This is a genomic window from Bradyrhizobium sp. MOS001, from assembly GCF_004634465.1.
GTDB classification, from domain to species: Bacteria; Pseudomonadota; Alphaproteobacteria; order Rhizobiales; family Xanthobacteraceae; genus Bradyrhizobium; species Bradyrhizobium barranii.
This window is the reverse complement of the sequence record NZ_SPVJ01000026.1, coordinates 53,898-78,519: the sequence shown is the minus strand read 5'-3', so window position 1 is coordinate 78,519 and position 24,622 is coordinate 53,898. Positions and strand designations below refer to the sequence as shown.

The following is a 24,622-nucleotide window of genomic DNA, read 5'->3' as shown; positions in this document are numbered from 1 at the left end:
CACGAGGCCTAAGCCACCAGCGCGATCGCGATCGGCATCGTGACCGCCGCCAAGATCGTCTGCAACGTGATGATCTGCGCCAGCAGCGGCGCATCGCCGCCCATCTGGCGGGCCAGCACATAGGCGCTGGGCGAGGTCGGCACCGCCGCGCAGATTGCGACGATCGCCAGGCTGTCGCCCGAGAGCCCGAACCAGGCGGCGAGCGCCAGCGCGAGCACGGGCATCAGCGCCAGCTTGAACGCCACGCCGATGGTCGCGCTCACGCTCGGGCGGAGCAGGCCCTTGAGCTGCAGGCCGGCGCCGGTGACGAGCAGGCCGATGGCGAGCGAGGACCGGCCGAGCGCGTCCGCAACCTCGTGCCAGATCTTTGGCAGCGGCAGATGGATGACGTTGATGACGAGGCCGATCACGCAAGCCCAGATCAGGGGATTGCGGACCACCGTCATGACGATGGCGCGCGCCGATTGCTTCTCGGGCGATGCATAGTGCGCGAGCACGGCGACGCTGAATACGTTGACCAGCGGAATGATCGCGACCATCGCCACCGACGCCAGCGCCAGCCCGACATCGCCGAACATGTTGGCGGACACCGAGAGCGCCACATAGGTCTGCCAGCGCGTCGCGCCCTGGAAGATCGAGGTGAAGGCGGGACCGTCGATGTCGAACCGCGCGAGCGCCGGGCGCAGCGCGAGGCAGAGCAGCGACATCGCGAGCACCGCAAGCAGCAGCGCGCCGCCGACGCCGGCGACCGGCACCCTGGAGAGGTCGGCCTTCACCAGCGTCTGGATCAGCAGCATCGGGAACAGCACGAAATAGGTCAGCCGCTCCAGCCCGTGCCATTGCGTGTCGAGCCGCATCAGGGTGCGCCTGAGCACCACGCCGAGCACGATGAGGATGAAGACCGGCAGCAGCGCCGCGATCACGACGGCCATGGATCAGCCCGATGCCGCGCGAAGATTGGCGAGGCGGTCGAGCGCGCCTTGCAGGATGAAGATCGCGGCGTGCTCGTCGATCACCTCGGCGCGCTTGGCGCGGCTGACATCCATGCCGATCAGCTCGCGCTCGACCGCTGCGGTCGACAGACGCTCGTCCCAGAGGCCGATGGGGAGTGTGGTCAGCCCGGCAAGGTTGCGGGCGAAGGCGCGGGTCGACTGCGCCCGCGGGCCCTCGCTGCCGTCCATGTTGATGGGCAGGCCGAGCACGAAGCCGACCGCCTTGCGCTCGGCCGCGATCGCGAGCAACCGCGCCGCGTCCTGCTTGAACGCCTTGCGCTGGATGGTCTCGACGCCTGTAGCTAACCGCCGGTCCGGATTGGACACGGCAACACCAATGGTCTTGGTGCCGAGGTCAAGGCCGACCAACCCGCCGCGTTCGGGCCAGTGGGTTGCAGCATCGATCAGGGGCAGGATAAGAGCCGGCATGGGACTAGCGCTTATCACGCGTCGCGCTGCGGAGTGAACCCGGAACATGGATGCACTGACACTATTCGGCCTGTTTGCCGTGACGGCGATGCTGGTCTGCTATGCCCTGGAGGATCGCAGCCATTGGTTCGTGCTGCTGTTCGCGGTGTCCTGCGCGCTCGGCTCGGCTTACGGCTTCCTGCAAGGCGCCTGGCCGTTTGGCCTCGTCGAAGCCATCTGGGCCTTCGTTGCATTGCGGCGATGGCACCTGAGGCCGCGATGACGGACAGGTCCGGCGAGGGCGCCTGCCGGGCGGCAGGCCGATCCTCGCCCGCTGAGTACGTCGCCGATCAGCGGATCGCGATCGGGTTGATCATCGCCTGCACGCCGCCGGTCCAGCGCGGCTGTCCGAGCACGAACAGGAATTCGTAGCCCTTGTCGCGAGCGAGCGCGGTGTCCATGTTCTCGAGAATGTAGGTCCCATTCATCGCGAGCAGGATCTGGTGCACTTCGAATACGTTCTTGGACTCGAACGGCAGCACCTCGAGCGCCCAGGTGTCGGCACCGATGGCGACCACGCCCTTGCCGGTCAGGTACTTCGCGCCTTCGACGCCGAGACCGGGCTCGCCGGCCGAGTAGCGCTTGTCGTCCTTGCCGATCAGGCTGAGCCAGCCGGTGTGGAAGATGACGACATCGCCCTGGCGGATCTCGACGTTCTGCTGCTTGGCGGCTTCCTCGATCTCCTTGACGTTGAAGGCGGTGCCTTCCTTCACGATGTCGGTTTTGAAATAGGCGGCCATGTCGAGCAGCACGCCGCGCGTGACCATCGGTGGGACCTTCTCGATACCGAGCTTCTTCAAGCCATTCGGATCGGCGAAATCGGCGAGCTTGTTGCCGTTGTAATAGACGTGCTCGACGCCGAGATGGCCGAGGCCGTCGAGCTGGCTGCCGATGCCGACCCACGTATCAAGGATGTCGTCGTTATAGGTCGCCTTGTTCGGACCGAGACCCGGGCTGCCGGCCTGTCCGGGCTGAACGATGGTGAGCTTGAACGTGCGTGGCGGATAGGCGGGTGTCTGTGGCGTGACGGGAATGCCGAGGGCGTAGGTCTTGCCGGTCTTCACCAGCGAGGCGGCCTTCACCACCAGCTCCGGCGTCATGTAATTGGCGGCACCGATCTCGTCGTTCGGTCCCCATTTCGATTTGGTCCAGTCTTGTGCGCTTGCAGTTCCTGATATCGCCGACAACGCGGCGACACAGCACAACACGAGCGTATTGCGCATCGATAGTCCTCCCGATGTTTTGGCTTCGTTATGTTTTCGCGCTGGCCAGTGACACATCCTAACGTAGAACGGATGCGTGCTTCAAAGCATTTCGAGCTGCCGCGCTGCGGCGGCTGAACGCAGCGCAGACTAATTCAAGCGCGATGGATTTGTGACGAATTTCGCCGCGTGGAACGCTGCGCCGGTGTCAGGCCGCGAAGACGTCGTTGTCTTTCTTCAGGCAGGACATGAAACCTTGAAGCGCGCTGTATTGATGTCCGGCGCTGCGCTGGATGAAGAGCGTCTCGACGCGCGCATGTGACGGGCCCAGCGCGTGGATCGACACGCTGCCGGCCATCGCGCTGCGTTCGACCACGGCGCGCGGCAGCAGCGTGACGCCCATGCCGGCGGCGACACAGCCGATCATGCCGTCGAGCGTGCCGAGCTCGAAGCGTGCCGCCGACGGCCAGCCGAACTCGACAAAGATCTGTTCGAGACGCTGGCGGTAGGTGCAGCCGGTGCGGAACACCAGCGCAGTCGGACCGGACTCCGGCGTGCCGGCGCGCAGCTCGGCGAGCGAACCCCAGCGCCGCGCGCTGACCAGCACCAGCTCTTCGCGAAACGCGCTCGTCGCAGTGAGGTCGGCATGTGCGATGGGACCCGCGACGAAGGCGCCGTCGAGCGTGCCTTCGAGCACGCCCGCGACGAGGTCGGCGGTGGTCGCGGTGCGCAGGCTCAGCCGCACGGCAGGGAAGTTGCGGTGGAAATCGGCGAGGAGGGACGGCAACCGCACGGCTGCGGTCGTCTCCATCGAGCCGATCGCGAGCGGTCCCTTCGGCTCGCCGTCGTCGCGCGCGGCGAGCACGGCCTCCCGTGATAGCGCGGCCATCCGCTGTGCGTAGGGCAGGAGGCGTTTGCCGGCGCCGGTCAGCGTCATGCCACGGCTGTGGCGTTCGAACAGCGGTGTGCCGATCTCCGCTTCCAGCGCCTTCACGCGCTGGGTGACGTTGGATTGCACCGTGTTCAGCTCTTCGGCGGCGCGGGTGATGCCGCCGGTGCGGGCGACGGCGGCAAAGGTCTGGATATCGCTGAGTTCCATGGCGTCGTTTCGCTTTTGTGATGGCAGCGTTCGCAACAATTCATTTTTCGAGAATGCTAGTCGCGCCTAATCTCCCTGTCCAGATCAGGGAGGGGCTATGCCCATTGAGACGTCGCTGACCAGGCTGCTGGAGATCGAGCATCCCGTCCTGCTGGCGCCGATGGACATCGTTGCCGGCAGCCGGCTTGTGACGGCCGTGAGCCGTGCCGGCGGTTTCGGCATTCTGGGCGGCGGCTATGGCGAGAAGGTGTGGCTGGAGCAGGAGACTGGGAAGCTCGCGGGGTTGTCGGCGCCATTCGGGATCGGCTTCATCACCTGGAGCCTCGCCAAGCGGCCCGAGCTTCTCGATGTCGCTCTTGCCGCAAAACCGTCTGCGATCATGTTGTCGTTTGGTGATCCCGCGCCGTTCGCGCCGAAGATCAAGTCCGCAGGTGCATGCCTGATCTGCCAGGTGCAGGATGAAGCCATGGCGCGGCAGGCGCTCGATGCCGGCGCCGACATCCTGATCGCGCAGGGCACGGAGGCGGGTGGTCACGGCGCCTCTCGCACCACCGTCGATCTCGTGCCTGCAATCGTCGATCTTGCCGCGGGCCACGTGCCTGTCGTCGCGGCCGGCGGCATCGCCGACGGGCGCGGTCTCGCCGCCATGATGATGCTGGGCGCGAGCGGCGTGCTGCTCGGCACGCGCTTCTATGCGAGCCAGGAGGCTGATGGCGCGGAGGAGGCCAAGCGGCGTATCTGCGCAGCGAACAGCGGCACGACCGTGCGCGGCATCATCTTCGATCTCTCGCGCAACAATGTCTGGCCGGCGCCGTTCACGGGAAGGTGCCTCATCAACGACCACGCCAGGCGCTGGATCGGCCGCGAGGTCGAGCTGATGCAGAATGTTGCCGCAGTCGCGGCGGACTATGCGGCCGCGAAAGCAGCCGGCAATTTCGATGTCGCGGCCGTGATTGCGGGCGAGGCGGTCGGATTGATTCATGATATTGCACCGGCGGCCGAGATCGTGGAGCGGATTGCGATCGAAGCGGAGCAATTGCTCGCCGGCCGGCGCAACTCGGTTTCTTCTTTTCCTTCTCCCCTTGTGGGAGAAGGTGGCGCGGATGCAATCCGCGCCGGATGAGGGGTCTGTCTCCGCGGATGCAAACCCCTCGCCCGTCTCGCCGCTGCGCGGCGATCCACCCTCTCGCACAAGGTGAGAGGGAAGAGCGAACATGAGGCAAGAATTATGTGGCCTGACCGTCGACTGATCGATCTCTTCAAGACCGAATTCCCGATCGTGCTGGCGCCGATGGCCGGTGTGATGGATGCCGAACTGGTGATCGCCGTGGCAGAGGGCGGCGGGGTTGGCTCGCTGCCGAGCGCGATGCTGTCGCCGGAGAAGGCGCGCGAGCAGGTCAACATCATTCGCCAGCGGGTGAAGGCGCCGGTGAACATGAACTTCTTCTGCCACACGCCGGTTGACCTCACGGCCGAAGCCGAAGCGCGCTGGAAGCAGCGGCTCACGGGCTATTACACCGAGCACGGCCTCGATCCCGCAGCGCCCATCAACGCCGCGAACCGTGCGCCGTTCGACGCCGCGTTCTGCGAGGTCGTCGAGGAGCTGAAGCCGGAGATCGTCAGCTTTCATTTCGGCCTGCCGGAGCAGGGGCTGCTCAAGCGCGTCAAGGCGGCCGGCTGCCTCATCATCTCGTCCGCCACGACGGTGAAGGAAGCAGTCTGGCTGGAAGAGCGCGGCGTCGATGCCGTGATTGCGCAAGGCGCCGAGGCCGGCGGCCATCGCGGCATGTTCCTGACCGACAAGATCTCCGAGCAGCCCGGCACCTTTGCGCTGGTGCCGCAGGTCGCCGACGCCGTGAAGGTGCCTGTCATCGCGGCCGGCGGTATCGCCGACGGGCGCGGCATCGCCGCAGCCTTCGCGCTCGGCGCATCCGGCGTGCAGATCGGCAGCGCCTATCTGCGCTGCCCGGAATCCAAGGTCAGCGCGGGCGGGCGCAAGGCGCTGGCTGAAGCGCGGGACGATTCCACCGTCATCACCAATGTCATGACCGGGCGTCCGGCGCGCGGCGTCCAGAACCGCCTGATGCGCGAAGCCGGCCCGATCTCGCCCGAGGCGCCGCCGTTTCCCCATGCAGCGACCGCGCTGGGGCCGCTCAAGGCGGTTGCCGAAAAGCAGGGCAGGGTGGATTTCACCAATCTCTGGGCCGGCCAGGCCGTGGCCCTGGGCCGTGAGGTCCCCGCGGCCGAATTGACCCGGGATTTTGCCAAATCGGCCCTGGCCCGCATGAAGGGACTGGCTGGCTAAGGTCGCGCCGCCGGTTGCGGCGCAAAACCGGCCTCTGCTATACGGCAGTTAGATTTTGCCGTGAGAGGCCTTATATAATGTCCGTCGACGACGCTACCGTCCGCCGCATCGCGCATCTGGCGCGCATTGCGGTTTCCGAGGGCGAGGTTCCGCATCTGCAGGGCGAGCTCAACGCCATGCTCGCCTTTGTCGAGCAGCTCTCGGAGGTCAACGTCGAGGGCGTGGAGCCGATGACCTCGGTCACCCCGATGCAGATGAAGAAGCGGCAGGACGAGGTCAATGACGGCGAGATCGCCGACGATATCGTTGCCAACGCGCCCGCGACCGAAGGCCACTTCTTTCTTGTGCCCAAGGTGGTCGAGTGACGTAGCGTTTTCGAGCGAAGTGGAAGCCGGTTCGCGTAAAGAAAACGCGTCAAACTAAAGAGCCTTAGGACCAAGTCCGATGTGCATGCTTTGCGACGATGAGAAGGCCTATCAGGCCTACATGAACTATCTCGACAAGATGGAGCGGCAGGGCAAGGCTGCCGATCCCAACGTCGCCGTCAATGCCGTGCTCGACGAGATCGAGGCCGCCGCGAACGCCGCCGCCAAGAAAAAAGACGACCCGGCCAACGACAAAACCCTGTCTCCGTTCTTCTGCAGCCCGATCAATAAATGACCGATTTGACATCGCTGACGCTCGCCGAGGCCCGCAAGGGCCTCGCGGCCAAGACTTTCACGTCCCTCGAGCTGACCGACGCGCATCTGAACGCGATCGAAGCCGCACGCGTGCTCAATGCCTTCGTGATGGAGACGCCCGATCGCGCGCGCGACATGGCGAAGGCCGTGGACGAGAAGATCGCCAAGGGTGAGGGCGGCCCGCTCGCCGGCATCCCGCTCGGCATCAAGGATCTGTTCGCGACCAAGGGCGTGCGCACCACGGCGTGCTCGAAGATTCTCGGCAATTTCGTGCCGACCTACGAGTCCACCGTGACCTCGCAGCTGTGGCGCGACGGCGCCGTGATGCTCGGCAAGCTCAACAATGACGAGTTCGCGATGGGCTCGGCCAACGAGACCTCCTGCTTCGGCCCCGTCGGCAATCCCTGGCGGCGTGAGGGAAGCAACACGACGCTGGTGCCGGGCGGCTCGTCCGGCGGCTCGGCCTCGGCCGTGGCGGCGTTGCTGTGCATGGGCGCGACCGCGACCGACACCGGCGGCTCGATCCGCCAGCCGGCCGCGTTCACCGCGACGGTCGGCATCAAGCCGACCTACGGCCGCTGCTCGCGCTGGGGCATCGTCGCCTTCGCCTCCTCGCTCGACCAGGCCGGTCCGATCGCGCGCAGCGTGCGCGATAGCGCGATGCTGCTGCGCTCGATGGCCGGACACGATCCAAAGGACACGACGTCGGTCGACATTGCCGTACCGGACTATGAGGCCGCGATCGGCAAGTCCGTGAAGGGCATCAGGATCGGCATCCCCAAGGAATATCGCCTCGACGGCATGCCGGCCGAGATCGAGAAGCTCTGGAGCGAGGGTGCGGCCTGGCTGAAGGCGGCCGGCGCCGAGCTCGTCGAAGTGTCGCTGCCGCACACCAAATACGCGCTGCCGGCCTATTACATCGTGGCGCCGGCGGAGGCGTCCTCCAACCTCGCGCGCTATGACGGCGTGCGCTACGGACTGCGCGAGCAGGGCAAGAACATCATCGAGCTCTACGAGAACAGCCGCGCCGAGGGTTTTGGCGCGGAGGTGAAGCGCCGCGTCATGATCGGCACCTATGTGCTCTCGGCCGGCTATTACGACGCCTATTATCTGCGTGCGCAGAAGGTGCGGACGCTGATCAAGAAGGATTTCGAGGACTGCTTCGCCAAGGGCGTCGACGCGATCCTGACGCCGGCGACGCCGTCGGCGGCCTTCGGCATCGGCGAGAAGGGCGGGGCGGATCCCGTCGAGATGTATCTCAACGACATCTTCACGGTGACCGTGAACATGGCGGGCCTGCCTGGCATCGCCGTGCCCGCCGGCAAGGACGCGCAAGGCCTGCCGCTCGGCTTGCAGCTGATCGGCCGCCCGTTCGACGAGGAGACGCTGTTCTCGCTCGGCGAGGTGATCGAGCAGGCCGCCGGCCGCTTCACGCCCGCGAGGTGGTGGTGAATGTCGCCGCGTTCATCGCGAGCCTCGACGGCGCGGCGCCCGCGCCGGATTTGAGCGCGCCGCTCGCCGGCCTCTGGTGGGCCGCGAAGGGCGACTGGGATCAGGCGCACAAGATCGTTCAGGACGAGAGCAGCCGCGACGCCGCCTGGGTGCACGCCTATCTGCACCGGGTCGAAGGCGATCTCGGCAATGCCGGCTACTGGTATCGCCAGGCCGGCCAACCCGCGGCAAAGGATTCATTGGAGGCGGAGTGGGAGCGGATCGCTACCACGCTGCTCGGGAGCAGGACATGAGCACGGCCACGCACAAGCTTCTCAAGGGCGCCACCGGTGACTGGGAGATGGTCATCGGCATGGAGATCCATGCCCAGGTGACCTCGAATTCAAAACTGTTCTCGGGCGCGTCCACCACGTTCGGCGGCGAGCCGAACAGCCACGTGTCGCTGGTCGATGCCGCGATGCCGGGCATGCTGCCCGTCATCAACGAGGAATGCGTCAGACAGGCTGTCCGGACCGGGCTCGGGCTGAACGCGCAGATCAATCTGCGTTCGGTGTTCGACCGCAAGAACTATTTCTATCCGGACTCGCCGCAGGGCTACCAGATCAGCCAGTACAAGTCGCCGATCGTCGGCGAAGGTGAGGTCGTGGTCGAACTGGATGGCGGCAAGACCGCGACCATCGGCATCGAGCGCCTTCATCTTGAGCAGGACGCCGGCAAGTTGCTGCACGATCAGTCGCCGGCCATGTCCCATGTCGATCTCAACCGTTGTGGCGTGGCGCTGATGGAGATCGTCTCCAAGCCCGACATCCGCGACGCCGAGCAGGCCAAGGCCTATGTGACCAAGCTGCGCTCGATCCTGCGCTATCTCGGCACCTGCGACGGCGACATGGAGAAGGGATCTTTGCGCGCCGACGTCAACGTCTCCGTGCGCAAGCCGGGTGCACCGCTCGGCACCCGCTGCGAGATCAAGAACATGAACTCGATCACCTTCATCGGCCAGGCGATCGAGTACGAGGCGCGGCGCCAGATCGAGATCCTCGAGGACGGCGGGGAGATCGACCAGGAAACGCGGCTCTACGACCCCAACAAGGGCGAGACGCGATCGATGCGGTCCAAGGAAGAGGCGCACGACTACCGCTACTTCCCCGATCCCGACCTGCTGCCGCTCGAATTCTCGCAAAGCTTCGTCGACGAGCTGAAGACAGAGCTGCCGGAGCTGCCGGACCAGAAGAAGGCGCGCTTCGTCGCCGACTTCGGCCTGTCGGCTTACGATGCGAGCGTGCTGGTCGCCGAGCGCGAGAGCGCGGTGTTCTACGAGACGGTGCTGGACACGCTCGGCAACCGCGCCCGCGACGGCAAGATGGCGGCGAACTGGGTGATCAACGAGCTGTTCGGCCGTCTCAACAAGGAAGGCCGGGATATTACGGCCTCCCCCGTCAACGCCGAGCAGTTGGCTGCGATCATCGACCTGATCGGCGAGGGCACGATCTCCGGCAAGATCGCCAAGGATCTGTTCGAGATCGTCTGGCAGGAGGGCGGCGATCCGCGCGCGCTGGTCGAAAGCCGCGGCATGAAGCAGGTCACCGACCTCTCGGCGATCGAGAAGGTGGTCGACGACATCATCGCGGCCAATCCCGACAAGGCCGCGCAGGTCAAGGACAAGCCGCAGTCGCTCGGCTGGTTCGTCGGTCAGGTGATGAAGGCGTCCGGCGGCAAGGCCAACCCGCAGAGCGTCAACGACCTCTTGAAGTCGAAGCTCGGCATCTGACGTCACACGTTCGAACGAGGTGACGGATACGCTTCGTCACCTCGCTTCCGGTTCGCGCTGCGACGCTCGCGCGCACCCTCGGCGGCAAACTCCATCCCGACCGACGGCGATGCGGCGGCCGAATCGCCGCCACGCGATTCGCGCAAAACGGCGGCTTCCACACGCGCTGACGAGCGCTTGCGCCGTTAAGCATGAAAATATTTTCGTTGCCAAAACTCGCGACTCAGAGTCCGCGAAGCGCCCTTGCGCGGCGATCGTGGGATCGACGATGCACATCATCGCATCGCGCATGCGCAATGCGCGCGTGCGGAAAAATACTTGCCGTGTAGTGTTTTTCTGCAATCGCATCTCGCGCAAACATCGACGATGCGGGCACTCCCCGCGATCGCAAGCACGCGTCATGCAGTGCGCCCGCATCGCGCTCGCCAAGCGCAGGCGCGTTGTGCCGTCAACACTTCTTTAAGCGAGAAGCTGTTTTTTTCGTCGTGTTGGTGTATTCGGGATGAGTGTGCATTCGATCCCCGACTGCATGCAGCGATTACAGCCATCTCACACATCGGAGGGCAACATGGCCAAGAAAGCGAAGAAGGCGAAGAAGGCGAAGAAGGCGAAGAGCGCAGTGAAGAAGACTGCGAAGAAGACCCGCAAGGTCGCGAAGAAGAAGTAACTTCGCTTCTGAAGTTGCCGGCTCCTAGAGAGCCGGCACGTCATCAGCGCCTTCTAACAGGTTCTGGTCGGCGATAGAGGGTGTCGGCGAGACATCAGGCCAACGGTCGGATCGTTCTCTTTCGCGGGTTCGCTCGCCAAAGTACGGTCCGGCAGAAGAAACAAGTTTTCTTCGTTCGGTGCGGTTCTCCTTCTCAAGGGCTCCGCAATTTCACAAGCGGCCTTCGGGCCAACGTGGAATCTGGTCCTGACGTGTTCGCCGACGCCCTCGTTCTTTTGAGGCCGGGGTATTGCCGGCATTCCCTTTTCCCACATTGCTGATCTGACCGTGACGTGGCCGCGCTGCCTTGGGGCAGGCGAGGGCTGCGGCGAACTGTCGTTTGCCGCGACGGCGCGCCGCGCAGGCGCAATGCGAAGCCGTCGCTCCGATTCCTAAAGTCGCGCGCTTCGCGCTGCGCGGCCTTGTCGGCCACGGGGTGGCCACGCGAGGCGCCCGTGTGGCTTTGCCGGCGCGCCCCTCCCACAACGCGCCCCTCCCACGAATTGTAACCGCAGGACACGCGTCACCGCGCGCGATGGTTATCGTTCTCCCAAAATCCCAGGGTAAACCGAATCTGACGAATCGCAGAAGTGCCTGCAAAGTGGGGACTTCTTGCATTCGTCGCGCGCGCCCCGTGCGGGTGCGTTTACGTCTGCTTCATCGCGATACTTAAACTGCCATTCAAATTTGCCCGCCATCATCGCCTCCAACAAGCCGGCAAACGGCATGGGGATGAGTTGAACAGTTCTTTGGACGGGAGCCGCGCTCGGGGGAACGAGGCGGCAGAAAAAAAGGGGATGCGTTATGTTTCAGGGTACTTTCGATCTGGAGACGGCGACGCCGATCGACGCGAGCGCGCTGTCGGACGTGCTGTTCGAGCGCGGGATCTATTGGGCGAGCGGCCGCTCCGGCCTCGTCGACCTCGTCGCCGCACATAAATGGTTCAACCTCGCCGCGCTGAAGGGCCGCAAGGACGCCGTGGCGCTGCGCCAGGAAGTCGCCGGGCAGATGTCGGACGCCGAGATCTCGGCCGCGCAGCGCGAGGCGAGGGCGTGGGTCTCGGCTCACTGAGCCGAGAATCGCATCCACACCCCTGTCTTCACGGGGCAGCCCGATTGCGCTCAATCAAGTTCCTTCGTCGTGTCGCCACATGGACCCGCGCGGCATGACCGAGCCGCCGCCCGACGACTCCGCTCTGGAACCCGGACGGCCGCACAAGACGGGCCCCTTGCCGGGGATATAGAGGTCCTGGGCCTTCCGTCCCGGCGCAGCTGCCGGCGTCTGGTTCAATATCTGAGCCGGCGAGGCGGCGCTGAATGCGCCCTCGCAGTGGCGGATCCGGCATCCCGCCTCTGGATGCACACATATATATAGAGCGCGAATCGGCTGCGCGTGCCGCGCTGATCCTTGCGCCAGGCTTTCGCTGTCGTCCGGCGGTCGCTTTCAGGTGAAAGAACGCACAGACCTTGATTCTGCCGCTTGCGGCTCGCCGCCGTGTCGGGCATACCCGGCATATTGGAGACGTGGCCGAGTGGCTGAAGGCGGCGGTTTGCTAAACCGTTATAGGCTTGTAAAGGCCTATCGAGGGTTCGAATCCCTCCGTCTCCGCCAGCCGAGCTGTCCGCTCCGGTCTCAATCATCCCCACCATCGATAAAGAGCCTTCGCAGCGCGTCTCGAGCGTCGCCGCGACCATGTCTGCGCCCGGTGGAGAGTCGCGGGAAGACCTGTGTGCCTTCTCCTTGAGTCTCCTTCTGATTCCACGATTCGTGCGCGTCAAAGCCTGTTCAGGCCGGAGTTCCGTCCACAACGCCTCAGGTGGGGAATTTTGACGGCAAACGGAACCGTCCTAGAAAAATAAGCAAAAACAATATGTTGCGAGAGCGCTTCGATCACATCTGCGTGTTATTTGTGCAACACCCTTCGGAAAACAAACGTCATGGGCTCGCGGCGGAGCGTTCTCTTGTTGTGTGTGCAAGGACGTTCGGTAATTGTGACTGAGCGACGGAGGGGGGCATCCCGAGGTCGTCCCGTTTTAGGTGGTTCGCTTAAGTCCCTCGCGTTCAGCGGGTGTGTCCGAAGGCGCGAAGCGACTAAGCGGTAAGTTAAGGGACAAGGGAACCAACCTTAGGGTGTCTCACCCAGCGGATCCGGAACCTTCCCTATAGAGCAAACTTGGAGGTTTAACATGAAGTTGGTTAAGAGCCTTTTGCTCGGTTCAGCGGCAGGTCTGATTGCCGTTGGCGGAGCACAGGCAGCCGATCTCCCCGTGAAGGCCAAAGCGGTCGAATACGTGAAGATCTGCTCCCTGTACGGTGCCGGATTCTACTACATCCCGGGCACTGACACCTGCATCAAGCTGGGTGGTTACCTGCGTGCTGAAGTCGCGATCAACGCTACCGATTTTAACGGTAACTTCAGCAGTGTTAACGGTTCTGCGAACCGTCTGACGAACTACTACGTCACTCGTGCCCGTGAAGACTTCAACGTCGACACGCGCACCGCGACCGAATACGGCGTGGTTCGTACCTTCGCCGACGTGGTGTTCTCGTGGACGACGGATAACTACACGGGCAACGGCACCGGCAACGGCTCCACCGTTTACTCGCAGCTCGGCGCTACGGGCGTTGGCGCACCCAACAATGCCAACGCAGGCGCAATCGCCGGCGGTACGCTCGGCGTGTACTACGCCTTCATCCAGTTCGCGGGCTTCACGATGGGTAAAGCTGTTGCCCAGTTCGACGCCCCCTGGACCAACTATCCGGGTAACAACTTCGACGGTCTGACCGGCGGCGGCGGCACGGTCACTGGTGTGAACCAGTTCACCTATACTGCCGACTTCGGTCAGGGCATCACTGCCGCGATTTCGGCGGTGGATCCGACGGCCTACTATCAGAGCAACCTGTACAACACCAGCGCCGGCTTTTCGGTCGCGAACGTTGGTACCGGCGGCTACGGCATCAATGCCTTCGGCGGCACGCGGGCTCCTGACATCCAGGGTATGGTCCGTATTGACCAGGCTTGGGGTCTGTTCCAGTTGTCTGCCGCGGCGCATAACAACCACGTAGCGTACTACGCGACTCCGGGGCTTGTCGGAACCGAAGCAGCCGGTCATCCGGGCGACAAGTGGGGCTGGGCTGTCCAGGCGGCCTTGTCCATCAAGAACATTCCGACGGGTGCGGGCGACGTGATCAACGTCCAGGCGGTCTACACCGACGGTGCGACCCGCTACAACTTCCAGAGCTTGGCTTCGCAGAACTATGCAATGTTCGGCGGTACCAACCTGGCTGGTGCCTATCAGAGCATTGGCATTGCCGGTGCGGCTGACGGTGTGTTCGCCAACGGAACCGGTATCAACACGGTTACGAGCTGGGGTATGCGCGGCGCCTACACCCACAACTGGGATCCGTACTGGAACACCGCGATCTACGGTTCGTACGCTCAGCTGACGTACAGCAACGGTGGTGCGACTCTCATTTGCAACCAACTCGCTACGTTGGGTGCCGCCACTGCGGGTATCACCTCTTGCAACCCGAACTTCAACATCGGCACGATCGGTCTGATCACCCGCTGGACGCCGGTGAAGAACCTGACCTTCTCGGCGGACGTGGCTTACACCATGCTCGACCAGAAGTTCGCGGGCACGATCAGCACGCTCGCTGCTGGCCCTGCGGCAGTTGTCGCAAAGCCGGGTGCTGTGTACGAGCTGAAGGATCAGAACACGGTCAGCTTGCTCCTCCGCGCTCAGCGCAACTGGTAAGTTTGGTCTAACGACCTGACAGAGAGCCCCGGCGGGAAACCGCCGGGGCTTTTCTTTTGGCGGCATGGCTGTTCTAACGCCGCGGAGGGCTGGCGGAGGGCTGGCGTTGCTCCCGTGCTCCATCGTCCGTGACGATCTGGACGAGGCTGTTACGGAGGAGGGGCCCCTGCGCTGCGGGCATCTCCGCGCAATGTATGCAACGGGCCGACTGCCGTTGACGGCATGGCCTTGCAAGCGCCCCATCGTCCTGACGCTGCAGCAGGCGGCAATCGACGCCTTCATCCTCGAGGAGGTGGAACGGCGAGCTTGCCGATCGGACTGCGACCAGGGAGCGCTCGGGGCTCAGTGTCGAGCAAGGCTTGCCTGAAGATCACGCGCGAGCTTCAGCTCTTCTTCAGCAGCTCACGTCCGGACGCGCTGCGGCACTCGCCGCCGACGCTCTCGGCGGTCAATCGGGAGCGCACAGGAGGATGGCTCTATTCCACGCTGCCGGTGCCGCGGCGCAGGTCAGCTTCGATCTGCAACCGTGTGCCGCCGCCGAAGCGGGCGCGGTAGACCTGAAGATTCTCCATGATCCGCTGCACGTAGTTGCGCGTCTCGGAGAACGGAATCAGCTCGACCCAGTCGACCGCGTCGACCTTGGGATCGCGCGGGTCGCCGTAGCGGTCGACCCATTTCTTCACGCTGCCGCGGCCGGCATTGTAGGCGGCAAAGGTCATGATGTAGGAGCCGCGGTAGTCCTCGAGCAGTCCGCCGAGCTCGGCCGAGCCGAGCGTGGCGTTGTAGACCGAATCGTTTTTCAGCCGCCCCAGATCGTAGGTCGCGCCGTGCCGCTTGCAGACGTAACGCGCGGCGTCCGGCGTCACTTGCATTAGGCCGTAAGCCTGCGCCGGCGAGACCACGGAGGGGTTGAACGCGCTTTCCTGCCGCGCGATCGCATACACGATACTGCGCTCGACCTCGGGGCCGATCGGCGTGAACTGCGGAATGCCGTTGACGGGATAGGCGTAGAAGTCGAAGGGGAGGCCGCGGTTGAGCGCAGCCTTGCCGAGCAGCAGCATGCCGCGCGCGTCGCTGTAGCGCTGGGTGAGCTCGCCAAGGCCGGCAAGCGCCTCGGGATCGCCGTTCTCGCCCATGTCGGCGAGAACAGGTATCGCCATCTCCCGCTCGTCGAGCTCGTAGAGCAGGTGCGCGGCGCGCACGATCTCCAGCCGTTCGGCGCCGCGGCCGCGCGGCTGGCTGTTGAGCTCGATCTGCGGCAGGCCGAGTTTTGCGCGCGCGAGCTGGCCGTAATAGCTGGTGGATTGCTCGGCCGCCCGGGCGTAGGCGTTGCGCGCCTCCTGCTGGCGGCCCGCCGCTTCCGCCGCGCGGCCCTGCCAATAGCCGGCGCGCGCCAGCGTGGTCGGATTGACGCTGCCGACGCCGATGCGGGCGAAATGCTGGGTGGCGGCGGCGGGGTCGTTGAGGAAGCGCAGCGCGATCCAGCCGGCGGTGAACTCCTGCTCGGTCTTGTAGATGTCGCGCGAGGGCAGGGCCGCGTCGCGCGCGATCAGATAGGCGCTGCGGAATTCCTCGGTGTCGATCATCTTGCGCGCCAGCAGGCGCCGCTCGATCCACCATTCGTCGAGATTGTAGAGACGGTTCGGATCCTTCGGCGCCGACAACATCAGCTGGGCGGCTTCGGCGAACTTCTCCTCGCGGCGCAGGAGCTGGATCTTGCTGAAGATGAAGCCGGGATCGTTGTGCAGCTCGCGCGGCACGGCGTCGAGCAGCGCGCGCGCGTTCGGCGCCTTCTTGACGGAGGCGATGCGGGCCTTGGCGAGCGCGAGATAGCCGGCGCCGAGGCGTTTTGCGGCGCGGAGCGCGGCTTCGTTCTCGCTGCCGTAGAGCAAGGTGTCCATCCGCGCCTTCTGGTCGCCCGGCGTCAGCAGGGCGCCGAACTGGTCGAGCGCGTTGTTCTCGGTCTCCTCCGACATCGGATCACTGCGCCAGGCCTCGCGCACCAGCCGCTCGGCGTTGGCGCGGTCGCCCCGCGCCAGCATCGCCTTGGCGAGCGTGAAGCGGCCCTTGGCGGACACAGGCGATTCATTCTCGAACCACGACCACGCGACCGAATCGTCGCGCCTGTCGTCCCACATCGCGGCCTCCAGGCGCCGGCGCAGGAAGGTCTGCGACGGCCAGCTCGGATTGGCGGAGAGGAAGGCGCGATAGCGTTCCACGGTCGCGCCATTGTCCTCGCTGCGCAGGATGATCCATTCGGCGAGCTTTCGTGCGACGGGATCCGAGATCGAGGCGGCGTAATTGGTGGCGTCGGCCGCCTTGCGCTTGCGCACGAGCTCGATGACGTTCTCAAGCGTGTCCTTGTCGGCCTGCGACGTCGAGGAGGTCGCAGCGACCGCGGCCGGCGTGACCGGCTTGCGCGGCGTGGCGTGCTGGCGGGTCGCCGGCGCAAGCAAAGGAGCTGCGACGGGTTTGGCGACGGGCGCCGGGGCGGCAGGCCTGACGGTGGCTGTCACGGCCGGCGCGGGTGCGGTTTTGGGGGGCGAGCCGTTGGCGGCCGGCTGTGGTTTTGGCGCGGCGGCTGCGGGCTTGGGCTTGTCCTTGGCGGGTTCCTTGCCGGCGCTTTTGCCTGCATCCTTGGCGGCGTCCTTGCCAGCATCCTTGCCAGGTTTCTTCGCGGCATCCTTGGCCGGGGCGGCAGTTGCTCCCTTGCTCGCGCCCTTCGGTGTTTCCTTGCCGGTTCCCTTCGTTGTTTCTTTGGCTGATCCCTTCGCGGCGTCCTTGGCCGCCGGCTTCGCGGTGTCCTTGGCCCCGTCCGCGGTCGTCTCATTGGACTTGGCCAGGGCGGCGCAGCCGACCGACAGCCCGGCCATGAGGCACACGGCCAGACCGGTGGATCGCCATGCGGAACGAGGAAAGGAGGTCACGGCGTTTGGTCGCCCCGAATCAGTCAGTTGGCTCAAGACCTAGCTGTATTCGCTTGAATATGCGGACAAAATACCAACAGCTGCTTACCTTTGCCCGGTTTGCACCACCACCGCGGCAAAATCGCGGCCTAAACGGTGCGTCACACGGAAGCGGGTCTTTTACCGGCGGGATAGACCCGATATGAATGCAGCTTGCTCAAGAGATAGCCGCGTACGGAGGAAGTCCATGGCAGCCAAGACGAAATTCCGGGGATCGTTCACCGCCTTGGTCACGCCGTTCAAGAACGGCTCGCTGGATGAGGCGGCGTTCCGCTCGCTGGTCAACTGGCAGATCTCGGAAGGCACCAACGGCCTGGTCCCGGTCGGCACCACCGGCGAGAGCCCGACGCTCAGCCATGACGAGCACAAGAAGGTCGTCGAATGGTGCATCGCTGAAGCCAAGGGGCGCGTACCCGTGGTCGCGGGTGCCGGCTCCAATTCGACGAAAGAGGCGATCGAGCTCGCGCAGCACGCCGAGAAGGCTGGCGCGGATGCCGTGCTGGTCGTGACGCCCTACTACAACAAGCCGACCCAGGAGGGGATGTACCAGCACTTCAAGGCGATCAACGATGCGATCGGCATCCCGATCATCATCTACAACATTCCGCCGCGCTCGGTAATCGACATGTCGGTCGACACCATGAAGCGGCTGTGGGAGCTGAAGAACATCGCCGGCGTCAAGGACGCCACCGCCAGCATGGTCCGCGTCTCGCAGCAGCGCGCGGCGATGGGCGAGGATTTCAACCAGCTCTCCGGCGAGGACGCGACCATCCTCGGCTACATGGCGCATGGCGGCCATGGCTGCATCTCGGTGACCTCGAACGTCGCGCCGCGGCTGTGCTCGGAATTCCAGGCCGCCTGGGCGAAGGGCGACACTAAGGCGGCGCTCGCAATCCACGACAAGCTGATGCCGCTGCACAACAACCTCTTCATCGAGAGCAATCCGGCGCCGATCAAGTACGCGATGTCGCTGCTCGGCAAGCTGGACGAGACGCTGCGCCTGCCGATGGTTCCGGTCACCGAGCCGACGCGCGTTGCCGTGCGCAGCGCGATGGTTCATGCTGGGCTGATCAACTGATTTAGCCAACCGGGGAGCCGTTCATGAGCGTCGACGAGAAGGGCAGGAAGATGCTCACAGAGTTCCGCGAGTTCGCCATGAAAGGCAACGTCGTCGACCTCGCCGTCGGCGTCATCATCGGTGCGGCCTTCGGCGCCATCGTCACGTCGCTGGTCGGTGACGTCATCATGCCGATCATCGGCGCCGCGACCGGCGGCCTCGACTTCTCGAACTACTTCGCCCCCTTGTCGAAGGCGGTGACCGCCACCAACTTAGCGGATGCGAAAAAGCAAGGTGCAGTACTTGCTTACGGCAGCTTCCTGACGCTGACGATCAACTTCATCATCGTCGCCTTCGTGTTGTTCCTAGTGATCCGCGCCATGAACACGCTGAAGCGCAAGGAGGAGGCGGCGCCTGCGGCTCCGGCAAAACCGTCGGCCGAGGTCGAGCTGCTGACCGAGATCCGCGATCTCCTCAAGAAGTCTTGACGCGCGCGCTTCATCCAAACTGTTAGCGTCCTCGCGCATCTCGATCAGGTTTGTCTTCCATGGCCGATAAGAACGAACGTCCAATCAAGGTCATGGCGGAAAATCGCAAGGCCCGCTTCAACTATGCGATCGAAGATACGATCGAGGCGGGCATTGCGCTCACCGGCACCGAGGTCAAGTCGATCCGCAACGGCAAGAGCACGATCGCGGAGTCCTACGCCGATTCCAAGGACGGCGAGATTTGGCTGATCAACGCCACCATTCCCGAATATCTCCAGGGCAACCGCTTCAATCACGAGCCCAAGCGGCCGCGAAAGCTGCTTCTGCATCGCAAGCAGATCAACAAGCTGATGGGCGCGGTCGACCGCGAAGGCATGACGCTGATCCCGCTCAAGCTCTATTTCAACGAGCGCGGGCGGGCCAAGCTGCAGCTGGCGGTTGCAAAGGGTAAGAAGCTGCACGACAAGCGCGAGTCCGAGAAGAAGCGCGACTGGAGCCGGGAGAAGGGCCGACTGTTGCGGGCGAGGGGATAGCGGCAAGAGGTTGGCGGATGACTCAGAAGAACCTGCTCGAGGTCGATTGGAGCCAGATTCCCGCACCCACCGCCGACGGCGGCGCCGCGCATCTCAAGGGCATGACGCTGCCGGCGATCAGCCTGCTCGCGACCGACGATACGTCGGTGAATCTGTCAGCACTCTCCGGCCGGACCGTGGTGTTCGCCTATCCGCGCACCGGCGAGCCCGGCAAGATCGGACTGGTCGACGATTGGGACATGATCCCGGGCGCGCGCGGTTGCACGCCGCAGACTTGCGCGTTTCGTGATCTGTTTGCCGAGCTGAAAGCTGCCGGCGCCGCCCAGGTGTACGGCCTCTCGACCCAGAGCAACGCGTACCAGACCGAGATGGCATCGCGGCTGCACCTGCCGTTCCCCGTGCTGTCGGACGAGAAGCTGGCGCTGACGCGCGCCGTCAATCTGCCGACCATGGAGGTCGCTGGCCTGACCTTGATCAAGCGGCTTGCGCTGATCATCGACGACGCCAAAGTCACGCATGTGTTCTATCCGGTGTTTCCGCCCGACCGGAACGCCGGCGATGTCCTGGACTGGCTGAAGGCCAATCCAGCCGAGCCCTAGTCCAGGTCGGCCTTCACCTTCGCGAACACGCTGCGGAACATGTCCGTCGTCAGCACGCCGGTGTTCGTGTTGTAGCGCGAGCAATGATAGCTGTCGTAGAGCCTGAATGCGCCGGCCTGATGCACGGCGCCGTGGCCGAAGGGAGCTTGCGAGGCCTTCAGGTTCAGCGGTTTGAGCACCGTGTCGTGCGCAATGCGTCCGAGCGCGACGATGGCGCGCAGCTTCGGCATCGACGCGAGGGTAGCCCCGAGGAACTGGCGGCAGGTGTTGATCTCGACCGGCAGCGGCTTGTTCTGCGGCGGAACGCAATGCACGGCATTGGCGATCCGGCAGTCGACCAGCTTCAGGCCGTCGTCGGGCCGCGCCTGATAGGTGCCCTTGGCGAAGCCGTATTCGAGCAGCGTGGCGTAGAGCAGGTCGCCGGCGTAGTCGCCGGTGAAGGGGCGGCCGGTGCGGTTGGCGCCCTGCATGCCTGGTGCAAGGCCAACGATCAGCAGGCGCGCCTTGATGTCGCCGAAGGGAGGGACCGGCGCGTTGTGCCACAACGGCTCGCGCGCGCGGTTCGCCTCGCGAAAGGCGACCAGGCGCGGACAAAGCGGACAGTCACGGTCGGGAACGAGGGTGAGAGGCTGGCGGCTTGACCGGGCCGCCTCACTCCTCGAAGTCGTCATCGCCCCTCGGCGCCATCGTGGTCGCGCGCTGGAGGAACTGGGGGGCGTGATGGCGTCCCTCGCCACGCTCGCCGCGGTCACGCGGGGCGGGGCGTTCGGACGGGTCGCGGCCGAGCTTGGATTGCAGCTCGACGAGGTCGGTGAAGACGTCGGCCTGGCGGCGCAGCTCGTCGGCGATCATCGGCGGCTGGCTCGCGATGGTGGAGATCACGGTAACCCGGACGCCGCGGCGCTGGACGGCTTCGACCAGGGAGCGGAAGTCGCCGTCACCCGAGAACAGCACCATCTGGTCGATGTGCTCGGCGAGCTCCATGGCGTCCACGGCGAGCTCGATGTCCATGTTGCCCTTGACCTTGCGGCGGCCGGAGGCGTCGATGAACTCCTTGGTCGCCTTGGTGACGACCGTGTAGCCGTTGTAGTCGAGCCAGTCGATCAGCGGGCGGATCGAGGAGTACTCCTGATCCTCGATGATCGCGGTGTAGTAGAACGCCCGCAACAGCGTCCCGCGGCTCTGAAACTCCTTCAGCAGGCGCTTGTAGTCGATGTCGAAGCCGAGAGTTTTCGCCGTCGCGTAGAGATTGGCCCCATCGATGAAGAGCGCGATCTTGTTAGTGGCAGAAGGTGACATTCAGTTTGCTCGCGTAGCGTTCGTGATTGATCGTTTATTGTTGGCGCGGCGACAGCAAGCCGCGCAGGTCTATGGTGCCGCCGAAGCCCGTCGAAACCGCAAATCCGGAGAAGTCGTGGCAATCAAGGTATAGTTATGGCGGACCTGCATACGCCCGGTGCCACCCTCAATAGCAGCCCGGCAAACCACCCATCCCAGCCCCAATGTGGGGGTAGCAGAGCCGTTTGGCGAGGCCAAATCACAAATTGGCCTTGCGAAATCGCCCTGTCCCCTATAACTAGCCCCAATCATCCACATATTTCGTCCCACCCACAACGGAGCGACAGTCCATGGCTCGCGTCACCGTAGAAGATTGTATCGACAAGGTCGACAACCGGTTTGACCTGGTCCTGCTGGCCGCCCACCGCGCCCGCATGATTTCGTCCGGTTCACAACTAACGGTTGACCGCGATAACGACAAGAACCCTGTTGTGTCTTTGCGCGAAATTGCCGACGAGACCATCTCGCCGGAGGACCTCCGCGAGGAGCTGGTCCACTCGCTCCAGAAATTCGTCGAGGTCGACGAGCCCGAGCCCGATACGGTCCCGCTGATCGGTTCCGCCGGTGCCAGCGTCGATGCCGACGATACCGAAGTTGCCGTTGAGCGCATGACCGAAGAGGAGCTCCTGAAGGGCCTCGAGGGCCTCGCGCCGCCGGAAGAACAGCCCGAGGAGGACGAGTAATCGTCCCGTCGCAGTCGTCGATTTCTTGTGATCTTATCAAAGGCCCGAACCCGTGTTCGGGCCTTTGCTTTTGTTGGCGTTTTCGTGGTTACCATAGCGTTGCCGCATCGCGTTGCTTGCCTGTCACCGAATTGATCGGACGCACGCGCGATCGGGGCTAAGATGTATGCGACGGGCAGCTCATGGTCCGTTTGAAGGCAGGATGGCATGGTGTATCGGCGCCGGAGACAAACGCAGATGCTGGCCGCAACCGAATCGGTTGCCGTGGCCCCGACTGCGCCGGTGGGGCGCCCGGCCAAGCCTCGCGCGCGCATGATGCGTCAATATGACCTCGTCGAGCGCGTCAGGTCCTACAATCCCAATACCAACGAAGACCTGCTGAACCGCGCCTATGTCTACGCCATGAAGGCGCACGGCTCGCAGACACGTGCCTCGGGCGATCCGTATTTCTCGCACCCGCTCGAAGTGGCGGCGATTCTCACCGATCTGAAGCTCGACGATGCCACCATCGTGGCCGCCCTGCTGCACGACACGATCGAGGACACCGAGGCGACGCGTGCCGAGATCGACCAGATCTTCGGGCCCGAGATCGGCGCGCTGGTCGAGGGGCTGACCAAGCTGAAGCGGCTGGAGCTGGTGTCGCGCGAGGCCAAGCAGGCCGAGAACCTGCGCAAATTGTTGCTGGCCATTGCCGATGATGTCCGCGTTCTGCTGGTCAAGCTCGCCGACCGCCTGCACAACATGCGTACGCTGGACTTCGTGCCGCCGGAGTCGCGACGGCGCATCGCCGAGGAGACGCTCGACATCTATGCGCCGCTGGCCGGCCGCATGGGCATGCAGGAAATGCGCGAGGAGCTGGAGGATTTGTCCTTCCGCACCCTCGATCCAGAAGCCTATTCGGTGGTGATGCAGCGGCTCGACGCGCTCGCCGAGCGCAACCGCAACCTGATCGGCGAGATCGAGGACCAGCTCTCCAACAATCTGCGCCACCGGGGGCTGGGCGCGCGGGTCTATGGCCGCCGCAAGAAGCCGTTCTCGATCTGGACCAAGATGGAACGCAAGTCGGTCGGCTTCGAGCAATTGTCCGACATCTTCGGCTTCCGCCTCGTCGTCAACGACATCGAAGCCTGCTATCGCGCGCTCGGCATCGTCCACACCAACTGGCCGGTCGTGCCCGGGCGGTTCAAGGACTACATCTCGACGCCGAAGCAGAACGACTACCGCTCGATCCACACCACGGTGATCGGCCCCGGCAACCAGCGCGTCGAGCTCCAGATCCGTACCGAGGCAATGGACCAGATCGCCGAGCGCGGCATCGCCGCACACGTGTTCTACAAGGAAGACGTGGGCTCGCCGACCGAGTTTCTCAAGCGCGAGTCCAATGCGTTCGCCTGGTTGCGCCACACCATCGGCATCCTCTCGGAGAGCGCCAACCCCGAGGAATTCCTCGAGCACACCAAGCTCGAGCTGTTCCACGACCAGGTGTTCTGCTTCACCCCGAAGGGCAAGCTGATCGCGCTGCCGCGCCATGCCAATGTGATCGACTTCGCCTATGCCGTGCACACCGACGTCGGCAACAGCGCCGTCGGCTGCAAGATCAACGGCCAGTTCGCGCCGCTGTCCTCGGAGCTCCAGAATGGCGACGAGGTCGAGGTGCTGACCTCGGAGGCGCAAGCGGCGCCGCCCTCGGCCTGGGAAACGCTCGCGGTCACCGGCAAGGCGCGCGCCGCGATCCGCCGCGCCACCAGGACGGCGGTGCGCGACCAATATGTCGGTCTCGGCCGGCGCATCGTCGAGCGCCTGTTCGAGCGCGCCAAGATCGAATACGCCGACGACAAGCTCAAGGGCGCGCTGCCGCGGCTGGCGCGCACCTCGATCGAGGACGTCATGGCGGCGGTCGGCCGCGGCGAGATCAAGGCCTCCCACGTCGCGCGTGCGATGTATCCCGACTACAAGGAGGAGCGCATCGCGCGCTACGGCGTCAAGAAGGGGCTCGCCGCCAAGCTCAGGGAGAAGTCGTCGGAGCCGCCGCGCAGCCCGGTCGCGATCCCGATCCGCGGCATCAATTCCGACCTGCCGGTGAAGTTCGCGCCGAACGGCGGCGCCGTGCCCGGGGACCGCATCGTCGGCATCGTCACGCCGGGCGAGGGGATCACGATCTACCCGATCCAGGCGCCGGCCCTGAAGGATTTCGAGGAGGAGCCGGAGCGCTGGCTCGACGTGCGCTGGGACATCGAGGATTCCGCGCCGCAGCGCTTCCCGGCCCGCATCAAGGTCGAGAACGTCAACGAGCCCGGCGCGCTGGCACAGATCGCGACCGTGATCGCCGAGCACGACGGTAACATCGACAACATCAGCATGCAGCGCCGCTCGCCCGACTTCACCGAGACGACGATCGACCTCGAGGTCTACGATCTCAAGCATCTGAGCGCGATCCTCGCCCAGTTGCGCGCCAAGGCAGTCGTGGCCCGTGTCGAACGTGTTAATGGATAGACGCCTCTCGCATGCGTCCGTCTCCCTGATTTCGT

Annotated in this window: 23 protein-coding genes and 1 tRNA gene; 17 read left to right on the top strand and 7 right to left on the bottom strand. The window is 64.6% G+C overall.

Annotated features, from left to right (window positions below; genetic code table 11):
* Positions 1-8: 8 nt before the first annotated feature.
* Positions 9-932, bottom strand: coding sequence for an AEC family transporter (locus CT676_RS27000; RefSeq protein ID WP_135215725.1), 924 nt, complete (start codon positions 930-932; stop codon positions 9-11).
* A 3-nt stretch (positions 933-935) separates the two neighbouring features.
* Entirely contained in the window at positions 936-1,421 is a 486-nt protein-coding gene (ruvX, locus tag CT676_RS26995; protein ID WP_028150651.1) for a Holliday junction resolvase RuvX, read from the bottom strand.
* Positions 1,422-1,467: 46 nt separating this feature from the next.
* Between ruvX and CT676_RS26990 the strand changes: the two genes are divergently transcribed.
* Positions 1,468-1,683, top strand: a complete 216-nt coding sequence (locus CT676_RS26990) for a hypothetical protein (protein ID WP_028155062.1) — start codon at positions 1,468-1,470, stop codon at positions 1,681-1,683.
* 67 nt (positions 1,684-1,750) lie between these two features.
* Here CT676_RS26990 and CT676_RS26985 read toward each other — a convergent pair whose 3' ends face one another.
* Positions 1,751-2,683 (bottom strand): cyclase family protein, encoded by a 933-nt coding sequence (locus tag CT676_RS26985; RefSeq protein WP_135215724.1) that lies wholly within the window; start codon positions 2,681-2,683, stop codon positions 1,751-1,753.
* A 187-nt stretch (positions 2,684-2,870) separates the two neighbouring features.
* Positions 2,871-3,761 (bottom strand): LysR family transcriptional regulator, encoded by an 891-nt coding sequence (locus CT676_RS26980; protein WP_135215723.1) that lies wholly within the window; start codon positions 3,759-3,761, stop codon positions 2,871-2,873.
* Positions 3,762-3,858: 97 nt separating this feature from the next.
* Between CT676_RS26980 and CT676_RS26975 the strand changes: the two genes are divergently transcribed.
* The 10 genes from CT676_RS26975 (at position 3,859) to CT676_RS26915 (ending at position 14,430) form a co-directional block, all read left to right on the top strand.
* A complete protein-coding gene (locus CT676_RS26975) occupies positions 3,859-4,884 on the top strand; it encodes a nitronate monooxygenase (RefSeq protein ID WP_135215722.1) in 1,026 nt (341 codons plus the stop codon).
* Positions 4,885-4,989: 105 nt separating this feature from the next.
* Positions 4,990-6,066 carry a nitronate monooxygenase family protein gene (locus tag CT676_RS26970; protein ID WP_135215721.1) on the top strand — a complete coding sequence of 359 codons (1,077 nt, stop codon included), beginning with the start codon at positions 4,990-4,992 and terminating at the stop codon, positions 6,064-6,066.
* A gap of 77 nt (positions 6,067-6,143) precedes the next feature.
* Positions 6,144-6,431 carry an Asp-tRNA(Asn)/Glu-tRNA(Gln) amidotransferase subunit GatC gene (gene gatC, locus CT676_RS26965; protein WP_135215720.1) on the top strand — a complete coding sequence of 96 codons (288 nt, stop codon included), beginning with the start codon at positions 6,144-6,146 and terminating at the stop codon, positions 6,429-6,431.
* A 79-nt stretch (positions 6,432-6,510) separates the two neighbouring features.
* A complete protein-coding gene (locus CT676_RS26960; protein ID WP_014494728.1) occupies positions 6,511-6,726 on the top strand; it encodes a hypothetical protein in 216 nt (71 codons plus the stop codon).
* Positions 6,723-8,198, top strand: coding sequence for an Asp-tRNA(Asn)/Glu-tRNA(Gln) amidotransferase subunit GatA (gatA, locus tag CT676_RS26955; protein WP_063982825.1), 1,476 nt, complete (start codon positions 6,723-6,725; stop codon positions 8,196-8,198). Before CT676_RS26960 ends, gatA begins: the two co-directional genes overlap by 4 nt.
* The gene (locus tag CT676_RS26950; RefSeq protein ID WP_135215719.1) at positions 8,189-8,491 is read left to right on the top strand and encodes a hypothetical protein; all 303 of its coding nucleotides are present in this window, start codon (positions 8,189-8,191) and stop codon (positions 8,489-8,491) included. The genes gatA and CT676_RS26950 overlap by 10 nt, the downstream gene beginning before the upstream one ends.
* Complete coding sequence (gene gatB / locus CT676_RS26945) at positions 8,488-9,966, top strand: Asp-tRNA(Asn)/Glu-tRNA(Gln) amidotransferase subunit GatB (protein WP_063982826.1); 1,479 nt, start codon at positions 8,488-8,490, stop codon at positions 9,964-9,966. Before CT676_RS26950 ends, gatB begins: the two co-directional genes overlap by 4 nt.
* A 1,510-nt stretch (positions 9,967-11,476) precedes the next feature.
* On the top strand, positions 11,477-11,743 hold the full coding sequence (locus tag CT676_RS26925; protein WP_014494734.1) for a hypothetical protein: 267 nt from the start codon (positions 11,477-11,479) through the stop codon (positions 11,741-11,743).
* A gap of 446 nt (positions 11,744-12,189) precedes the next feature.
* Positions 12,190-12,283, top strand: a tRNA-Ser gene (locus CT676_RS26920).
* Positions 12,284-12,858: 575 nt separating this feature from the next.
* On the top strand, positions 12,859-14,430 hold the full coding sequence (locus tag CT676_RS26915; protein WP_135215717.1) for a porin: 1,572 nt from the start codon (positions 12,859-12,861) through the stop codon (positions 14,428-14,430).
* A gap of 476 nt (positions 14,431-14,906) precedes the next feature.
* On the opposite strand, the gene CT676_RS26910 is transcribed toward CT676_RS26915, so the two are convergent.
* Positions 14,907-17,303: a lytic transglycosylase domain-containing protein gene (locus tag CT676_RS26910; protein ID WP_167768173.1), complete on the bottom strand. Its 2,397-nt coding sequence runs from the start codon at positions 17,301-17,303 to the stop codon at positions 14,907-14,909.
* Between the two features lie 280 nt (positions 17,304-17,583).
* Between CT676_RS26910 and dapA the strand changes: the two genes are divergently transcribed.
* From dapA to CT676_RS26890, 4 genes are read left to right on the top strand one after another with little or no spacing between them, the layout of a single operon-like run.
* Entirely contained in the window at positions 17,584-18,474 is an 891-nt protein-coding gene (dapA, locus tag CT676_RS26905) for a 4-hydroxy-tetrahydrodipicolinate synthase (protein WP_038975901.1), read from the top strand.
* A gap of 23 nt (positions 18,475-18,497) precedes the next feature.
* Complete coding sequence (mscL, locus tag CT676_RS26900) at positions 18,498-18,941, top strand: large conductance mechanosensitive channel protein MscL (RefSeq protein WP_224517296.1); 444 nt, start codon at positions 18,498-18,500, stop codon at positions 18,939-18,941.
* A gap of 59 nt (positions 18,942-19,000) precedes the next feature.
* Complete coding sequence (smpB, locus tag CT676_RS26895) at positions 19,001-19,474, top strand: SsrA-binding protein SmpB (RefSeq protein WP_008133025.1); 474 nt, start codon at positions 19,001-19,003, stop codon at positions 19,472-19,474.
* 17 nt (positions 19,475-19,491) lie between these two features.
* Positions 19,492-20,073 carry a peroxiredoxin gene (locus CT676_RS26890; RefSeq protein ID WP_135215715.1) on the top strand — a complete coding sequence of 194 codons (582 nt, stop codon included), beginning with the start codon at positions 19,492-19,494 and terminating at the stop codon, positions 20,071-20,073.
* Here the strand turns inward: CT676_RS26890 and CT676_RS26885 are convergent.
* Both CT676_RS26885 and CT676_RS26880 read right to left on the bottom strand, forming a co-directional pair.
* A complete protein-coding gene (locus CT676_RS26885) occupies positions 20,070-20,744 on the bottom strand; it encodes a uracil-DNA glycosylase (protein WP_063982832.1) in 675 nt (224 codons plus the stop codon). The two genes, CT676_RS26890 and CT676_RS26885, sit on opposite strands and share 4 nt — an antisense overlap.
* Positions 20,725-21,372, bottom strand: coding sequence for an NYN domain-containing protein (locus CT676_RS26880; RefSeq protein ID WP_014494741.1), 648 nt, complete (start codon positions 21,370-21,372; stop codon positions 20,725-20,727). The genes CT676_RS26885 and CT676_RS26880 overlap by 20 nt, the downstream gene beginning before the upstream one ends.
* Positions 21,373-21,701: 329 nt before the next feature.
* Between CT676_RS26880 and rpoZ the strand changes: the two genes are divergently transcribed.
* Together rpoZ and CT676_RS26870 are read left to right on the top strand one after the other, a co-directional pair.
* Positions 21,702-22,094, top strand: a complete 393-nt coding sequence (rpoZ, locus tag CT676_RS26875) for a DNA-directed RNA polymerase subunit omega (protein WP_014494742.1) — start codon at positions 21,702-21,704, stop codon at positions 22,092-22,094.
* A gap of 207 nt (positions 22,095-22,301) precedes the next feature.
* Positions 22,302-24,587 carry a bifunctional (p)ppGpp synthetase/guanosine-3',5'-bis(diphosphate) 3'-pyrophosphohydrolase gene (locus CT676_RS26870; protein WP_071913178.1) on the top strand — a complete coding sequence of 762 codons (2,286 nt, stop codon included), beginning with the start codon at positions 22,302-22,304 and terminating at the stop codon, positions 24,585-24,587.
* The last annotated feature ends 35 nt before the right edge of the window (positions 24,588-24,622 follow it).

What these genes read in the sequence shown, in the direction of transcription:
- rpoZ (WP_014494742.1), top strand. Translation starts at nt 21,702, where the DNA reads ATGGCTCGCGTCACCGTAGAAGATTGTATCGACAAGGTCGACAACCGG.
- CT676_RS26990 (WP_028155062.1), top strand. Translation starts at nt 1,468, where the DNA reads ATGGATGCACTGACACTATTCGGCCTGTTTGCCGTGACGGCGATGCTG.
- CT676_RS26925 (WP_014494734.1), top strand. Translation starts at nt 11,477, where the DNA reads ATGTTTCAGGGTACTTTCGATCTGGAGACGGCGACGCCGATCGACGCG.
- gatC (WP_135215720.1), top strand. Translation starts at nt 6,144, where the DNA reads ATGTCCGTCGACGACGCTACCGTCCGCCGCATCGCGCATCTGGCGCGC.
- gatB (WP_063982826.1), top strand. Translation starts at nt 8,488, where the DNA reads ATGAGCACGGCCACGCACAAGCTTCTCAAGGGCGCCACCGGTGACTGG.
- CT676_RS26880 (WP_014494741.1), bottom strand. Translation starts at nt 21,372, where the DNA reads ATGTCACCTTCTGCCACTAACAAGATCGCGCTCTTCATCGATGGGGCC.
- ruvX (WP_028150651.1), bottom strand. Translation starts at nt 1,421, where the DNA reads ATGCCGGCTCTTATCCTGCCCCTGATCGATGCTGCAACCCACTGGCCC.
- dapA (WP_038975901.1), top strand. Translation starts at nt 17,584, where the DNA reads ATGGCAGCCAAGACGAAATTCCGGGGATCGTTCACCGCCTTGGTCACG.
- CT676_RS26975 (WP_135215722.1), top strand. Translation starts at nt 3,859, where the DNA reads ATGCCCATTGAGACGTCGCTGACCAGGCTGCTGGAGATCGAGCATCCC.
- CT676_RS26960 (WP_014494728.1), top strand. Translation starts at nt 6,511, where the DNA reads ATGTGCATGCTTTGCGACGATGAGAAGGCCTATCAGGCCTACATGAAC.
- CT676_RS26885 (WP_063982832.1), bottom strand. Translation starts at nt 20,744, where the DNA reads ATGACGACTTCGAGGAGTGAGGCGGCCCGGTCAAGCCGCCAGCCTCTC.
- CT676_RS26915 (WP_135215717.1), top strand. Translation starts at nt 12,859, where the DNA reads ATGAAGTTGGTTAAGAGCCTTTTGCTCGGTTCAGCGGCAGGTCTGATT.
- CT676_RS26980 (WP_135215723.1), bottom strand. Translation starts at nt 3,761, where the DNA reads ATGGAACTCAGCGATATCCAGACCTTTGCCGCCGTCGCCCGCACCGGC.
- CT676_RS26890 (WP_135215715.1), top strand. Translation starts at nt 19,492, where the DNA reads ATGACTCAGAAGAACCTGCTCGAGGTCGATTGGAGCCAGATTCCCGCA.
- CT676_RS26985 (WP_135215724.1), bottom strand. Translation starts at nt 2,683, where the DNA reads ATGCGCAATACGCTCGTGTTGTGCTGTGTCGCCGCGTTGTCGGCGATA.
- CT676_RS26870 (WP_071913178.1), top strand. Translation starts at nt 22,302, where the DNA reads ATGGTGTATCGGCGCCGGAGACAAACGCAGATGCTGGCCGCAACCGAA.
- gatA (WP_063982825.1), top strand. Translation starts at nt 6,723, where the DNA reads ATGACCGATTTGACATCGCTGACGCTCGCCGAGGCCCGCAAGGGCCTC.
- mscL (WP_224517296.1), top strand. Translation starts at nt 18,498, where the DNA reads ATGAGCGTCGACGAGAAGGGCAGGAAGATGCTCACAGAGTTCCGCGAG.
- CT676_RS26970 (WP_135215721.1), top strand. Translation starts at nt 4,990, where the DNA reads ATGTGGCCTGACCGTCGACTGATCGATCTCTTCAAGACCGAATTCCCG.
- CT676_RS26910 (WP_167768173.1), bottom strand. Translation starts at nt 17,303, where the DNA reads ATGGCCGGGCTGTCGGTCGGCTGCGCCGCCCTGGCCAAGTCCAATGAG.
- CT676_RS27000 (WP_135215725.1), bottom strand. Translation starts at nt 932, where the DNA reads ATGGCCGTCGTGATCGCGGCGCTGCTGCCGGTCTTCATCCTCATCGTG.
- smpB (WP_008133025.1), top strand. Translation starts at nt 19,001, where the DNA reads ATGGCCGATAAGAACGAACGTCCAATCAAGGTCATGGCGGAAAATCGC.